Annotated in this window: 19 protein-coding genes, 1 tRNA gene and 1 pseudogene; 7 read left to right on the top strand and 14 right to left on the bottom strand. The window is 43.4% G+C overall.

What is annotated here, in order from left to right; translation table 11 throughout:
• Positions 1 to 145: 145 nt before the first annotated feature.
• On the bottom strand, positions 146 to 742 hold the full coding sequence (locus PVOR_RS10680) for a hypothetical protein (protein ID WP_006209179.1): 597 nt from the start codon (positions 740 to 742) through the stop codon (positions 146 to 148).
• A 264-nt stretch (positions 743 to 1,006) separates the two neighbouring features.
• Here PVOR_RS10680 and PVOR_RS10675 point away from each other — a divergent pair, with 264 nt between their 5' ends.
• Entirely contained in the window at positions 1,007 to 1,630 is a 624-nt protein-coding gene (locus tag PVOR_RS10675; protein WP_006209178.1) for a DUF1054 domain-containing protein, read from the top strand.
• A gap of 260 nt (positions 1,631 to 1,890) precedes the next feature.
• Positions 1,891 to 3,366 (top strand): aminotransferase class I/II-fold pyridoxal phosphate-dependent enzyme, encoded by a 1,476-nt coding sequence (locus PVOR_RS10670; protein WP_006209177.1) that lies wholly within the window; start codon positions 1,891 to 1,893, stop codon positions 3,364 to 3,366.
• A 64-nt stretch (positions 3,367 to 3,430) separates the two neighbouring features.
• Here PVOR_RS10670 and PVOR_RS10665 read toward each other — a convergent pair whose 3' ends face one another.
• On the bottom strand, positions 3,431 to 3,742 hold the full coding sequence (locus PVOR_RS10665; protein WP_006209176.1) for a DUF1292 domain-containing protein: 312 nt from the start codon (positions 3,740 to 3,742) through the stop codon (positions 3,431 to 3,433).
• Between the two features lie 90 nt (positions 3,743 to 3,832).
• Positions 3,833 to 4,387: a hypothetical protein gene (locus PVOR_RS10660; protein ID WP_006209175.1), complete on the bottom strand. Its 555-nt coding sequence runs from the start codon at positions 4,385 to 4,387 to the stop codon at positions 3,833 to 3,835.
• Positions 4,388 to 4,636: 249 nt separating this feature from the next.
• Here PVOR_RS10660 and PVOR_RS10655 point away from each other — a divergent pair, with 249 nt between their 5' ends.
• Positions 4,637 to 5,374 (top strand): MBL fold metallo-hydrolase, encoded by a 738-nt coding sequence (locus tag PVOR_RS10655; RefSeq protein ID WP_006209174.1) that lies wholly within the window; start codon positions 4,637 to 4,639, stop codon positions 5,372 to 5,374.
• Positions 5,375 to 5,438: 64 nt separating this feature from the next.
• On the top strand, positions 5,439 to 5,672 hold the full coding sequence (locus PVOR_RS10650) for a DUF3892 domain-containing protein (protein ID WP_006209173.1): 234 nt from the start codon (positions 5,439 to 5,441) through the stop codon (positions 5,670 to 5,672).
• 96 nt (positions 5,673 to 5,768) lie between these two features.
• Here PVOR_RS10650 and PVOR_RS10645 read toward each other — a convergent pair whose 3' ends face one another.
• Positions 5,769 to 6,212 carry a GNAT family N-acetyltransferase gene (locus PVOR_RS10645; protein WP_006209172.1) on the bottom strand — a complete coding sequence of 148 codons (444 nt, stop codon included), beginning with the start codon at positions 6,210 to 6,212 and terminating at the stop codon, positions 5,769 to 5,771.
• 353 nt (positions 6,213 to 6,565) lie between these two features.
• The gene (locus PVOR_RS10640; protein WP_006209170.1) at positions 6,566 to 6,829 is read right to left on the bottom strand and encodes a hypothetical protein; all 264 of its coding nucleotides are present in this window, start codon (positions 6,827 to 6,829) and stop codon (positions 6,566 to 6,568) included.
• Between the two features lie 135 nt (positions 6,830 to 6,964).
• Between PVOR_RS10640 and PVOR_RS10635 the strand changes: the two genes are divergently transcribed.
• A tRNA-Val gene (locus PVOR_RS10635) sits at positions 6,965 to 7,037 on the top strand.
• Positions 7,038 to 7,163: 126 nt separating this feature from the next.
• On the opposite strand, the gene PVOR_RS31650 is transcribed toward PVOR_RS10635, so the two are convergent.
• The 3 genes and pseudogenes from PVOR_RS31650 to PVOR_RS10625 form a co-directional block, all read right to left on the bottom strand.
• Positions 7,164 to 7,265, bottom strand: coding sequence for a helix-turn-helix domain-containing protein (locus tag PVOR_RS31650; RefSeq protein ID WP_231888113.1), 102 nt, complete (start codon positions 7,263 to 7,265; stop codon positions 7,164 to 7,166).
• A gap of 53 nt (positions 7,266 to 7,318) precedes the next feature.
• The gene (locus tag PVOR_RS31005) at positions 7,319 to 7,501 is read right to left on the bottom strand and encodes a hypothetical protein (RefSeq protein ID WP_006209169.1); all 183 of its coding nucleotides are present in this window, start codon (positions 7,499 to 7,501) and stop codon (positions 7,319 to 7,321) included.
• A 513-nt stretch (positions 7,502 to 8,014) separates the two neighbouring features.
• Positions 8,015 to 9,092 (bottom strand): annotated as a pseudogene (locus tag PVOR_RS10625) (IS3 family transposase).
• Positions 9,093 to 9,366: 274 nt separating this feature from the next.
• On the opposite strand from PVOR_RS10625, the gene PVOR_RS30615 reads away from it, so the two are divergent.
• The gene (locus PVOR_RS30615; RefSeq protein WP_006209166.1) at positions 9,367 to 9,510 is read left to right on the top strand and encodes a hypothetical protein; all 144 of its coding nucleotides are present in this window, start codon (positions 9,367 to 9,369) and stop codon (positions 9,508 to 9,510) included.
• A gap of 559 nt (positions 9,511 to 10,069) precedes the next feature.
• Here PVOR_RS30615 and PVOR_RS10610 read toward each other — a convergent pair.
• Entirely contained in the window at positions 10,070 to 10,570 is a 501-nt protein-coding gene (locus PVOR_RS10610) for a hypothetical protein (protein WP_006209164.1), read from the bottom strand.
• Between the two features lie 925 nt (positions 10,571 to 11,495).
• Between PVOR_RS10610 and PVOR_RS10605 the strand changes: the two genes are divergently transcribed.
• Entirely contained in the window at positions 11,496 to 11,705 is a 210-nt protein-coding gene (locus PVOR_RS10605) for a DUF5316 family protein (RefSeq protein WP_006209162.1), read from the top strand.
• 296 nt (positions 11,706 to 12,001) lie between these two features.
• Here the strand turns inward: PVOR_RS10605 and PVOR_RS10600 are convergent, their stop codons facing one another.
• The 5 genes from PVOR_RS10600 to PVOR_RS10585 form a co-directional block, all read right to left on the bottom strand.
• A complete protein-coding gene (locus PVOR_RS10600) occupies positions 12,002 to 12,295 on the bottom strand; it encodes a hypothetical protein (RefSeq protein WP_231888135.1) in 294 nt (97 codons plus the stop codon).
• The gene (locus tag PVOR_RS31645) at positions 12,264 to 12,470 is read right to left on the bottom strand and encodes a hypothetical protein (RefSeq protein WP_006209159.1); all 207 of its coding nucleotides are present in this window, start codon (positions 12,468 to 12,470) and stop codon (positions 12,264 to 12,266) included. The genes PVOR_RS10600 and PVOR_RS31645 overlap by 32 nt, the downstream gene beginning before the upstream one ends.
• Positions 12,471 to 12,751: 281 nt before the next feature.
• Entirely contained in the window at positions 12,752 to 12,892 is a 141-nt protein-coding gene (locus tag PVOR_RS29560) for a cyclic lactone autoinducer peptide (protein WP_006209158.1), read from the bottom strand.
• Complete coding sequence (locus PVOR_RS10590; protein ID WP_006209157.1) at positions 12,870 to 13,418, bottom strand: accessory gene regulator ArgB-like protein; 549 nt, start codon at positions 13,416 to 13,418, stop codon at positions 12,870 to 12,872. Before PVOR_RS10590 ends, PVOR_RS29560 begins: the two co-directional genes overlap by 23 nt.
• The gene (locus PVOR_RS10585; protein ID WP_006209156.1) at positions 13,360 to 14,037 is read right to left on the bottom strand and encodes a hypothetical protein; all 678 of its coding nucleotides are present in this window, start codon (positions 14,035 to 14,037) and stop codon (positions 13,360 to 13,362) included. Before PVOR_RS10585 ends, PVOR_RS10590 begins: the two co-directional genes overlap by 59 nt.
• Positions 14,038 to 14,519: the final 482 nt, after the last annotated feature.

The following is a 14,519-nucleotide window of genomic DNA, read 5'->3' as shown; positions in this document are numbered from 1 at the left end:
AGATGATTTGCAATAATCTTATATTAACGTTTTTCATTTGACAAGTGAACCCCTGTCACAAAATCAGAACACGCGCGAAAACACCCCTATTTTGTTTCGGAGTGTTGTTCGTGCTTTAAACTTGTATCTGCGGGTGAAGTCAGGTTTACCACTCCAACCTCATCAGCTCTAAGGAAAGCTCAAGTAATCTTTGCTTGCACGCCTCGACTTTATCCCGGTTCCCCTCTTGCAGCGCTTCATGAAGCTTTTCAAGCTCATCGTCCGTTTCCAGTCTGGACAACAGCAGCCGCTGTTCCCCCACATCCGACTCGAACAACCGCAGCATTTCCTGCTCCGTCATCGGCGTCCCCTTCTGGAATAAAACCCGCTGGCGGTAGCCGGATATTTCCACGAGCCTTATGACCTCACCGAACAAAATATTCTCAATCAATATTTGCCGGTCCTTGAAACGTTTGACGACAGCGTGGCCACGGGTATTCTCGATTAATTTTTCCATCCATTCAGCCAGCTTGGGATCGCGAATCATATAATCACCTACCAGCTTAAATCCGCTGCCCGTGCGTTGAAACCGCAGCTTTACCAGCTTGCGCCCTGTCCGGATTGAAATGACAAACTGCGTATCATTCTCGCTCCAATAAAGCGAATATCCTTCTTGGATCAATTCCTTGATTAGGTCCTGGATATGCCGGCGATCAAACCGGAGCTCCAGGTTGCAATACTCCACTTCCTCGCTCTTATTCACGGCACTCCCTCCTCCGGTTTACTACCGATCACTAGACGACGGTGAAGATTCCCCAATGGCTGCTTTTGACGTTGTCTTATCTATATCTTATACTCCATCTTATGTAACGGTAACTTGGTTTATTGACTATTTTTAACCCACATGAAAATCCGGTGAAGCTTTCGTGGGCGATGCGTGACGTCCATTGGCCTTATGGTATAATAAGTTATTCAAAAGCCGAGTTTAGGTTCTATCTAAATCAACAACAGGGAGGCCATCACATCCATGACGGTTACCGGATTCACAGATAAAGATTTCGAAGTATTCTCCGTTCCCGGGCTTGAAGCCCGTATGGAGGTTCTCATTGAACGGGTAAGACCCAAGCTGGAGACGCTGGGTGCCGAGATAGCGCCTTATGTATCCGCTTTGGCCGGTGAAGAGATGTTTGTGCACGTGGCCAAGCATGCAAGACGCACCGTCAACCCTCCCATCGACACCTGGGTCGCTTGGGCTGCCAGCAAGCGGGGTTACAAAGCTCTGCCCCATTTTCAGGTGGGCATGTTCGGCACACATCTGTTTATTATCTTCGCGGTCATATACGAGAGCCCGAACAAAACCCTGTTTGCAAGCAATTTGGAAGCCAAACTGAAGAAAACAGCGAAGGCACTCCCTAAAAACTTCTATTGGTCCACGGATCATATGAACCCGGCTGGCACGCCTCATCAGGATATGAATGAGCAGGAGTTCGCCTCACTGATTCATAAGCTGAAGCAGGTGAAAAAATCCGAGGTCTTATGCGGTCTGCAGATTCCGCGCGAGGAAGCCGTCAAGCTGGACGGGGACGAGCTGGTTAAGAAGGTGCAGGAGACGTTTGAGACGCTGCTGCCGCTTTATAAATTGGCATTTTAAGCGAGAATGCAATCAAAAGGGGAAAGGGCTGCCTGAGCGGCTCTTTTTTTATGGGTGATATTTTAATGAAGGAAAGATGAAGATCTCAAGTTTCCTCCTTAATATGTCTAAAGTTTGAAGGGTTCGTGTACAAAGCAAGAAAAGCCGTACATTCTCCTTGCATTCCCCCCCTATTTTGCTATACTCAATTTTGTTTATATAATAACCGTATTCAACAAATCATATGAAAATACAGACAAGGAAAGGTTGTGACAACGTCCATGGACCACAGTCGTACACCGCTCTTCACCGCACTTAAGGAACACGCGGCCAAAAACCCCGTGCAATTTCACATTCCGGGACATAAGAAGGGCCTCGGCACCGATGCCGAATTTAGGGAATTTATAGGGGATAATGCCTTTTCTATAGATTTGATCAATATTGCGCCGCTTGACGACTTGCATCAGCCTACAGGCGTAATCGAGGAAGCCCAGAAGCTGGCTGCTGACGCATTTGGTGCTGATCATACCTATTTTAGTGTACAAGGGACAAGCGGAGCGATCATGACCATGATCATGTCGGTCTGCTCGCCTGGGGACAAAATCATCGTACCGCGGAATGTTCATAAGTCCGTGCTTTCCGCCATCATTTTTACCGGCGCCAAGCCCGTATTCGTATCGCCTGCCCAGGATCATAATGTAGGGATTGACCACGGGATCACCATCAGCTCGGTTCGGAAAGCGTTAAAACGTCACCCTGACGTAAAAGCTGTATTGGTCATCAACCCGACCTATTTTGGCGTAAGCGCAGATCTGAAAGAAATCGTCGATTTGGCGCACAGCTATAACGTGCCTGTTCTGGTGGATGAGGCGCATGGGGTATTGATTCACTTTCATGAGGAGCTTCCGATGTCGGCTATGGAAGCAGGCGCGGACATGGCAGCGACCAGCGTTCACAAGCTCGGCGGTTCGATGACCCAAAGCTCCGTGCTGAACGTGAATACCAAGAACGGTTACATTAACCCTTACCGCGTACAGACCATCATCAGTATGCTGACAACAACGTCAACTTCCTATATTTTGCTGGCATCGCTGGATACTTCGCGCCGGAGCCTGGCTCTTCATGGCCGTGAGATGGCTGCAAAAACGATTGAGCTGGCACAATATGCACGTGATGAGGTCAATAAGATCGATGGCTTGTACAGCTTTGGTGAAGAAATTTTAGGCGGTGAAGCAACGTACTCCTTTGATCCAACCAAGCTGACGATCCATGTCCGCCATCTCGGCATTACGGGGTATGAAACCGAGAACTGGCTTCGAGATCACTACAATATTGAAGTAGAGCTCAGTGATATGTACAATATTCTGTGCCTCATTACACCAGGAGACAACCAGGAAACGATCGACATTTTGCTGACGGCGCTCCGTGAGCTTTCGGACGTATACATGCATGTGAATGAAATTAACGAACTGATTGTAAAAACGCCGGAAATTCCGCAATTGTCGCTTATCCCTCGCGATGCTTTCTACGGGGATACCGAGGTTGTTCCTTTCAAGGAATCAGCAGGACGCATTATTGCTGAATTTATTTATGTCTATCCGCCAGGAATTCCGATTCTGCTTCCGGGTGAAGTTATTTCCCAGGAAAACATTGATTACATCATTGATCATGTCGATGTAGGACTTCCGGTTAAAGGTCCTGAGGACCGCAGCATCCAAAATGTGAAGGTCATCGTGGAAACCAATCCGATCTTCTAAATACCTGTACACACAAAAAATCCCGATGCGAGAGGTTCGCACCGGGATTTTCAGTTAAGGCGTACTATTCCTGGTTTGCAGCAGCGACCAGTTCGTTATAAACCGCCTCTACTTCATTCCATTCCTCTTCGTCCTCAATATTGTAAAGAACCATTTCCTCGTTCTCTTCTTCCATACGTAGAATGACGCCGTCCGCTTCCGGATTTTCGCGTTCAAGCAAAAGCGCGTAAAGCTTCTCGCCGACATCAAATGTCTCAACAAGAACCATCTCTACTTCTTTTCCTTCTTCATCCGTCAATGTCAGCACAAACTCTTCATGCTCATGGTCGTGGTCATGACCGCAAGCATCTCCGTGTTCATGTTTGTGTTCACTCATTGAAAAAACCTCACTTCGGTTAAATTATCATACTTTCGTATCGTATCACGGATAGCTTCTTCAGGTCAATTTCCCCAAGGGACGCTCTCATTAGTTAAGTGCAGTGATCACTTTCTCCGCAACTTTCACAAATCCGGTATCCGATTTGACCTTTACATAGAAGCCAACGGAATACTTGCCGGTTGTTTTAAAATCGTACGTAAAATCATAGGTTCTGAACCAGAAGTTATCCTTGCGGTCCTTCACTTCCTGGGACTGGATATCTTTTATATTACCCGAAGGATCCTCGATGGCGACTTTCACTGCATGGATGTCATTGTTCAAGCTGTCTACCTGACTGAATACATTGAACTTCAACTTGCCTTTGTTCACGTTGCCGAATACAGTATCTCCTTTAAACAGAAAAATATGCACATTCGGCTTGATGACTTGAACTTGTCCATTGGAAGAATTCCAATCCACCGCACCGTCAAATTCCCTCACCGGCACATAGGTTTTGCCATCAATTAAATACCCGCCATCTTTTAATTCACGTCCGTTCATCCATACACGAACCCGTTCATTGACGGAATCTGCAAATAAAAGGGTGCTGCTACCCATTAAAGAAAGCACGAGCATACATGCCATCACTTTTTTCCACTTCATTTTATCATTTCCCTCCATTGGCTCATCATGTTGTTATATGTGTATACTACATGTCAAAAAACAAGTTGCGGACAATTTTGCACTTTGTGGTAAAATTTTTTCCTCATGCCTTTCGGCCTGTGCCTATCTTGATTTTCACTGCAACATCGGGGTGTTTCTATCATAAACTCGGTGTAAATCTACATATAATTCGTTAAAATATACATTAGCTTACTGGACTAACATCATTTCATCAGGAGGTTTCATCCATTGACACTGAAATTGCAAATGCTTGGCACCGGCAGTGCGTTTGCCAAGAACTACTACAACAACAATGCACTGTTCCACGACGGGGATTTCACGCTGCTCATTGATTGCGGTATTACGGCTCCTATGGCACTCCATCAATTAGATCTGACGTTCGATGATTTGGATGCTCTGCTCATCACGCATATCCATGCTGACCATGTTGGCGGTATGGAGGAGCTCGCTTTTATTATGAAAATGAAATACAATCGCAAAATCCCGCTCTACATCGCTGAAGCGCTGGTCGAACCGATATGGGAGCATTCTCTCAAGGGCGGATTATACCAGCAAGGACATATCTCCTCCCTGGAGGATGTATTTGACGTTCGTCCCCTGAAACCTGGGGTGAAAGCCGATATCTCTTCGGGAATCTCAGTAGAGCTGATTCATACGCAGCATATTCCAGGGAAGGATAGCTATTCCCTCTATTTGAATGACCGGATTTTTTACAGCGCGGATATGGTGTTTGATCCTGCATTGCTCCACAAGCTGGTGAACGAGCGGGATTGTGAATTTATTCTGCATGAATGCCAGCTGCAGGGTCCGGGCGAGGTTCATACTACCCTTGACGAACTGCTAAGTCTTCCTGAAGAGATTCAGGAGCGTACCTATCTCATGCATTACAGCGATGACGTTGAAGCGTTCATTGGCAAGACCGGCACCATGGAATTTGTAGAGCAGCAGCGGGTATACGAATTGTAGATCAATATATCATGCATAGATTGTAAGGCTTCCCGGGAATACTAAACTCGGGAGGCGATATGATATGGACAATGGACAACAAGAAGTCGTAGGCGTACGCAAAAATGGCGACGGCGACATCATCGAACTTAAGCTGGATAACGGAACTGTCGTTGACTACAAAACAGCTCAACACATGGTCAAAAATAAAGAGATCAAGAACCTGAACGTCTTCCGTGGACGTGACGGCGACGAACACCTTCGTTCCAATGCGGATGGTGATCCCAGCAACAACCTGGACAATATGCCGACGTATTAATCAACAAAAAAAAGACCTCGAGTTCAACTCGGGGTCTTTTTTTCTATATAACCAATTTAGATGTTCGGCATTTTCGTATAATTAAACCGAAACCGTCTACAGTTCCTTTTTCATACGGACATGGGGAATGCCGGCATCATCAAACGGCTCGTCCGATATCGTCTCATAACCCAGCTTGCGGTAAAATGGCTCTGCCTGCACTTGAGCATCCAGGATGGAATACTGCAGCTTCAATTCACGCGCCTGCGTTTCCAGCGCCATCATCAGCACCCGGCCAATCCCTTTGGAACGAAAAGGCTTGCGAACCGCTATGCGCTGCATTTTGGCGGAATCTTTATTGTAATACGTGATGCGGCCCGTTGCCGCAAACTGCCCTTCGGACTTGATCAGCACATGATGCGCATCCGATTCCAGGTTGTCGTAGTCATCGATCTCCAAGTCAATGGGCACCTTCTGCTCCAGCACGAACACGTCCTTGCGAATATCCAGCGCCTGCTGCAATTGCTCTTCGGTTGATACATTTATGATTTCTGCTGCCATTTCAACACCTCTTTTATGTAGAATCAATTTCTTGTGATTTCTGCAGGTCGAGATATTATACAAAATATTCGTTTTCCTGTATAGTAGAAGCTACTGTCTTCTTGAAAGGAGCGTTGCCTCTATGGGCATGGGAGCTACGATATTTTGGGCGATTATCATAGCCGTCCTGATCATCTACCCCGTCTTTTGGGCGATTAAAAAAGGGTATTCCCGCAAATGGGATGAGGAATAGCATCGGCCGTTATACGACAAACCGCCAGCCTGCCAGCCGGCGGTTTGCTCTGCTCGTTGATCGAGCAAGAGTACGGACCGTTTGCGGAATTCGATCCAGCTCGGATCGTCCTTACAGCTTGTTACGGATTCAGATCGTGTAACGTATCCTCCGAATCCATCGGGGATACCGGCTCCAGTGACCCACTTCCCGGTTTGGAGTATACATCCTGCTCGACAGAACGGCTGTAAACATCAAGCAGCACAGGTGCTGCCGGAGCATGCAGCGGCTCAAGCTGCACCGACGTTCTCTCCGGGATACTGCACCCGCTCCCGAGAGTAGATATTACGATTAATGAAAGAAGCAGCCCTGCTTGTTTGAAACGATGGGATTTCCCACCTCTCATGCCATTCACGCTCCTCTAATGGAAAAATCATGCTCTATGTAGTGTGAACCGGAACATGATTTTTTATAACGAGAAAACCATTGACAGCCATAATGTCTGCTGGTAATATATGAATTACCTTTTTAAATATTTCATGATCTGTTAGCTCAGCTGGGAGAGCACTATCTTGACAGGGTAGGGGTCAGTGGTTCGAGCCCACTACAGATCATAACCGAAAACCCTTGCGCAGCAAGGGTTCTTTTCTTGTCATCCTCCTCTTACTAGGCAAAAGTATCGAATTGGTGCCCTTTATTCAATTAAAGTTTTTTGGTGCCGCGAATAACAATACTCCCCCCTATCGATGGGTCACGCCCTCTAACCAATCGATAAATGATTTCTTCGGTACCAACATTTTGCGACCTACACGTACATGATGAAATCGATTTTCTTTGATCAAATTGTAGGTCTGATTAATTCCAATATCAAGAACCTTTTGAATATCAGCAGGCGTTAAAATCTCGGGGGATCCCTCCAAGGATCATCGCTTACCTGTGTTAATTTGAAATTACTCACTTGTGACTTATGAACCTCTTCTCTCCATTCCATTCGCTTGATATCATCTAATATCATTTCAATCTCCCGGTTAACATACTGCTGCAGATCGGTTAGTCTTCTCTCTAGGTATTTAATCATCCTATCATTCTTCTTCGATTATATCGAAGCGAAAGGGAAAGTAACTTTTAAAATCAAAATCTGGAGCTAGATCGTGGTCGTCCACACCCGCAGTCCATTTGAGAACCCAGAGGGACCCGGACTTCCTTTATTCAGAAGTCGTCGCATGCTATTAAATCAACAGTACATGTAAAAAATGAATCACAGTACCGATATATTTTGCAGGCTAGGTGAAATGGTTTGTTTTAAAGGAGAGGATGTGGAACTAATGGCTGGATGTAGAAAGTTTTATGAGAGCTAAGTCTCCGAGTTGGAACTTTCCTGAGAATGAAGAACTGTATGATGTTATGGAGGGTTCTATGGGCTGATCGAGATCATAGCTGTTAAACCGTGAAAATTAAACAGCAGTAGCTGACCTACACAATACAATTGCAGAGATCTTGGTTAAAGAAGCGAAAAAGAAAGCTGCTCAGGATAATAAGGGACTGGGGACTGCCCCCCGTTTATGAAACAGGGATCAAAACACCTTTCAAGTTAAGCAGCCAGTCGTCGGTAATCCACCGGCGACGGGTTATTTAATTTCGTCTGAATACGAATTGAGTTATAGTAGTAAATGTAGTCTCGAACGGTTTGTTCAACGATGGCCGTCGTTGTGCAGGTTAATCCTTCGAGATAGAACGTTTCAGACTTTAGCGTGGAATGAAACGATTCGATAGAGGCATTATCAGCACCCTTACGGGACATGCTCATGGTAATGCCTTTTCCTTTCACCGCCTCTTGATATGCTTGTGACGTATAGACGCTGCCTTGATCGCTGTGGAGCATGGAATCTTTTGTGAGAGGCAGCTGATTCAGCGTATCTAAAACAAATGCTGTGTCTTGTTTGTCTGCTATACTGTACGCCACGATCTCCCCGTTAAACAAGTCCAAAATGCTCGACAGATACAACGTTTTTCCTCCAAACGGCAAGTAAGTGATACCCGTTACGAGTTTTTGCATCGGCGCATTGGCCTCAAATTGACGTTTTAACTGATGTTCCGCTATATGTGTCGGCTGTCCTGTTGGCTTGCGTTTCTTAGTCCTGACTCGACACTATAATCCCTCAACGTTGCATAATTCGCTGTACTCGTTTGTGATTGATGGATTGCCCTTTCGAAGCAGCGCAGTAATCTTTCGAGGAATTTATGCCGGGTGCAAAATTAACGAATCTCCTCGGTAAGTAGATCTTCTCGTTTTGTAATAAGGGGTCCTTTTCAGCGATAGTATGACGAACGAGCAATCCCTAATAGTTCCCATGCTAGTTTACTGACAGCTCTCCTCGAACAGATTCCATCCAGGCTACTACGGCCTCTGGTGACACCTCCTCTCCAACTCCTTGTACTTTTTTAGTAACTCCAGCTGTTGTTTCAGATACCGATTATCTGCCTTTGCTTACCGACAGGCTGCTCAAGCCGATGAAGTTCCCCATTAAGATACCACGACATCCAAACTTTAAGTTGAGTGACATTCCTGATCTCTAGCTTGTCCATGACCTCCTTCGTCGGGATACCTGGTAACCTCATTTTAATTGCCTCATTTTCACTTCTACGGGGTAGCTAACTCGTGTTGCCAACGTAAAAACACCTCCAAGTTGTCTTCCACATCTTAACAACATGGTTTCTTTCACTTGAAGGTATTTTAATTTGTCTCATATTACGGGGTCAGTCCCGAGGGGCAATTATTGGACCGTTCCAGTTCAAAAGTTTCAATAAAAGCTAAAGGCAAATTCAGCATGACAAGAGCGACGGAAAGGAATTTTTATGAAGGATAATTCTCTGTGAAGATTTTTCTATCCTATCGTTGAATTATGGCTCTTAAGGATATTTAACCACGTTGGAGGATTATATATGGATTTTGATATGGGTGGATTTATAGGCGGCGTATTAGGCGTATTTGGAGTGTACGGCATCGCTGTTTACCAAATACGTAAGCAACGACAGGCGGAAAAACCGGCTAAAGATCGCAAGCTTACGGTCTGGCAACGATTCTGAGCCAAAAACTAAATTCAGCCTGGGGCTATTTTACAACAGAGAATTTTCAATAGGGAGAACTTTTTAGAAATGTAGATCAAATGAATCATCAATTACAGAAGCATCTGCCTGAGGCAATCGAGACAAACAAGAAACTTGTTTCAATAATAACTAATATTATTGACGGGTTGTCTGCGATTAGTGAGAAGTATTCAAAGGAAAATCGAAATCACGATAATTTCATGGCTTATGAAACTGAACTTCTTACTTATACAGAATTTATGCGCAATAAGTGTCACGAGTTTATTGAGGAAATAAAAAAACGTAATCAATAAGACTTTTAATCGAAATACTCGCTGAAGGAGCGGAATTCTGAATCCGGGTCCTTCCAGCACTCAGAAAACAAAGAAATGTAAAGTAGGGTTGATTTCATTTGCGAAAGAAGATGTAAATAAGCTGGACCGATGTAAATATATTGATTTCTTATCACGCGAATCACCTCCTCCTTAGAACTTTATGGAAAAGAAAAAGCACCCTAAGTGGGTGCTTGCTCTTCGATACGAATCAATATTCATTTTCATCAAGGAATAGCACTGTAATAAGTAAAGCTAAATTCGTACGATTCAGTATTTACAAATTCATGAGCTTTCACTCGCAAGAATAACGTAGCTCCTTCAGGAACATACAGGTTCTGAAAAAATGATGGATAACCAGTATTACCTTTGTTGGTAAGGCCTCCAGTTATCAGATTCGTTTCTCTTGTTTCGTTATATTTAACAATCGCCCCCAATTCCAAGATATTATCAGCGTACCCACGAGGCCAAACAGCACCGAAAACGAATCGATCTTGTCCTGTATTATTGGTCCATTTGAACCAATCCTCATCTTCACCGCTTTGTAAGAAAAGATTAAAGTTGTTTTGTTGTTGTAAAAGATCGATAGCTAGTTCTCTAGAGTCACCAACCCCTATCACAAATGGGGCCACTTCACTTGTTGTCGCATTGTCAGCAAAGGCTGCTTGCGAAAACGAAAAAACACTGGTTGAAATCAAGAGTACCGTCAACATTTTTTTCAATTTCATGTTACTCCTCCTCTTAAAATCTATGTATTTCGATCAACAACATCATAACATTTGGAAAATTTAATATATATAGGGGTAAAGTATCACATTTTTACGAAATAGATATTATCGTGATGTCTATATAGAGGCGCATTTTGTCAGGTGTTCCTTTATTGGTTTTTCTTTACTTCGCAATAATAAGCGTATATCCACAGGTATTACGAAATATAATGTTACCATTGCAGTTGAAAGGATCATTAAGGCTTATTCTGTCTGGTAAGTATTTTGTTAACAAGGACAATTCCTAATATCTCCGTGATAGCAATTACTCCAAAATACCATAATCCTGATAGCACGGATCGCTCGTCATTACCGATGTTAAATATCCCATTTTCCCCCTCCAAAATGCATGATTCGACATTTTTGCATCACTTCACCAGCATTAAGAGATGATTCAGCTCGACGAGGAAGTTACTGTAAGACTCGTAGCATAAACAAGGTTGCTAATGTTTTTTTGATATTCATACTTAATCCACCTCTCTGACCCATGTATTCCCTCAAAAAAATATTAAATTTGGTAAAATTAATATATATAGGATGAATGCATTTTATCTTTACAAAATTCTTATTATTCTGATGTCAAATAAAGGCGTAATTTAGTAAAAACAAGCTATATGTTAAATTTGAGTTTAAAAGTTATATTATTTTCTGGAAATTAGAAACTTTTTCAATTAACTTGGAGGTTTTTTCAATGTATGGTATGTATATATTGTTTATTATCTTGATTATTGTTGGAGTTACTCCAACCTTTTATAGACTCTACAAACGAATAAATCTATTAGAAGGCATTAGAAAACTTGAACATGTGGATTAGTATCTAAATGTAGAAATCAACCTCTCCACAAGGAATAGCGTATAAGCCCAAAATGGATGGGAGGAACACGAGATGAATCTGCTTATCATTGCAGGAATTGTTTGTCTCTTGGTTACAGGACTCTTATCTGGAGCATTCACTACAGGAGACCAGCAGAGAGGGAATTTCTATGCTGAATCGAAGGTGAACCGGACTTCTAAAAGGAAAGCAGCCAATTGGTTCTTTTTAGCCGGTGTTTTACTGCTTGCAGTTGGTGGCGCGGTGCATCTTCTGTTACGTTAATACTTTACTTTTAGGAGGGACTTCATGAGTGATTTTGTTAGCAACGAAGATCATGGAATAGAAGTTAAGAGGGTTCAATATGTGCTGATCTCCCTGCTCTCTATTTGTACATTGAGAAGGGTCCCCGCAATCGAAACATTCAGGAACGAAATATATGTTCATTTAATGAAATTGAAAATCTCAGATTAACCTATCTCTATCTATCCAACTCCAGCAGATGATTTTGACGCTGCAGCAGTTTTGGGCATGGGGAGAGCAGAATTGCATCATCCCAACAATGGTTACGGGTGCCTCGCCTATCGAATTTCAATGAGCTGTCCAGAATACGGCACCTCTCTCCATTCCGTTATAGTCAGTAACTCCTCTTCTAGAACAATTAGGCTTTGCATATCCCGCCAGACATTAAACCTAATGTAACCTTGCCGCTCTAATGATTCGATACCTTCCAAAATTTCAACCGCCTTCCGGCCGGTAAGATATTTGAGCAGCCTCAAGGTTGGGACACGGCTGCGATGAGCCTGATAGGTAATCAATATCTTGAGCAGCTTGACCTCCAGATCATGAAGCATGCGAACCCCTTCCTTTCTCATGTCTCCAGGACAGAATGTTGTTTACATTAAATACACGAGGTTGACCTGTTTCCAGGCATGTTGCCCTAATGCGCGAATCCCGAACACTATGGATCTGTATTTTACGCTGGGTGATCTTACCCTTCTGATCCTCGTAAATGATTTCGATGGTTTGTTCCAGGTATTTTTCAAACATTACGCCACCGCCTCTAATAAGAACATTTGTTTGTATTATATGCGAACATTCGTTCTTTATCAATAACAATTTTACCCTGATTATCTTGCAGATAAAATCCACAAATTTGCCGCTGCCTATAGCTCCTTATCCATACTTATACAGCCGCTCAATTGTTTCCTCCCCATCTTCACGCAAAAAGAAATCCGGCACCTAGACGGCACCGGATTTCATCATCATTCATGCAGCTTATCTTAAATTGGAGTCCCTCAGTCCCCTTACTGCACATATCAACACAGCAATTATTTCAGAAGTTCTTCCGGTGTCTCTCCACTGTACACAAATACGGGACTTGCGGTATTAACTACGAATACGGCTACCATCGTCAGAGCAGATGCGATAAATGAAAACAACTGATGCCTAACCTTGCTGATCCATAACATGAGCTTGTCCTCCTTTCCAGTGTACTAAACTGAGCGCCTGGATAAAAAATATGACAGCCAATGTGGGGGACTGAAGTCCAAAATTAAGCATAACGATAAAACAGCTAATCAAGCGAAGTTTATAATAATGTTCCCTCGGTATTCGTGACTGCTTCTCGATTCGGCTGGGAGCAAACATCATAATCAGCAGCAGACTGAGAACGTTCATGACCAGCACCGTGACATGATTGACGTCCACGAAAGATACCAGGGTAAAAAGAACCGTCGTGAAAGCGATGCAACCGGCTCCCGTCTTAAGGTGGAAGCCACCAGAGAATTGCCTCAGCACCGCAAAACCTATCATACTTATAAGGGCCTGCTTCGCATTACCGGTGAAAGCAGAAATGAGCAGCGTGAAGATCACCGTGAGCATCACGTTCAATAGAATAGCAGCGGCGTGCTGTAAAACAGAAATAGAAGAATTATGATCAGGTATCTGTCGTTTTATCACTTCCGCTATCCGCTTTGACAATCCTTCTATGATCATAAGAACCCCGCTCCTCTGTATTGATGGCATAATACAAGAAGATTCCAAACGTTATCCCAAAGAAAAGAAGATGCAGCCATAAACGATTGAGGTAAAACAGAATTGCCATCAACATCAAAACAACGATGATTAACGCAATCAACAGGATATGTTCAGATTTAATGCGCAATTTCTCAAGATCGTATTTAAACCCTATCCGAAACTTATACATGACCCAAGAAATTAATAATCCAGTCGCGCCCGACAATAATTGAAGGATATAACCATTGGCAGGATTGGTCTGAAGTGTGTCAATAGAACCGAAGAAAACGGATAAATAAGCACTCTGAATCAAAGCATACAGCATGTACCCGATGATGGTACAAATAGCCGACCAGATAACAGGAATCTTAATAATGGCTGAGAACAAGAAAACAAAAATCAGCACGGTAATGAGAGGAGCCAGAAAGTCCAGTTGAAGTTCATTTCGCATGATGAAACTTTGTAAGTTGGCAAGGATCATGATCACCAGCGCCTGCCATATGTACTCTTTGGTTTTAAATCTAAGCAATGTCATAATCAGTGAATAAATCGCCAGTGTTTCAAAGGTTGAAAACAACATAAACCAAATGGCTTGCATTCAAAGATTTCCTCCCTATGCCATAAGAAATGGGTTTGATGTGTACTACGCCGCTTCCCGATCTACCCTGATTGCATTGGAAAGTCATAACGCCTTGATCAGATGGTATTCCGACAGTCCATTAGCTTATGGAATCAATCGAGTCATCCTAAAAGAATGCATGTTCTTGGAGTCATCAGAAGGCGGCTGCCACTTCTTATATGTCTGGAAACTCTGTTGGAAAATACAAACAACATCAAACGGTGTTACAGCTCTGGATCAGGTTTAAGAAGTCTTAAACGCAATCGATTCAAAACGCTAAACACCTTGGGCATCAAAGCACAGCAACGTTAAATTATATCCAGAAAACTAAAACCAAGCCTTAGTTATCAAGTATCCACGACCCTATGAACATGACTAATCCAGAATAACTCTGGTCATTCTATTGCGATCCTGACATCATCATCTAAGTCGATTATATAAGGCCTAATAGGCATAACAAC

Source organism: Paenibacillus vortex V453 (assembly GCF_000193415.1).
Taxonomy (GTDB): domain Bacteria; phylum Bacillota; class Bacilli; order Paenibacillales; family Paenibacillaceae; genus Paenibacillus_AQ; species Paenibacillus_AQ glucanolyticus.
The sequence above is the reverse complement of the archived record's forward strand: the minus strand, read 5'-3'. Positions and strand labels throughout refer to the sequence as shown.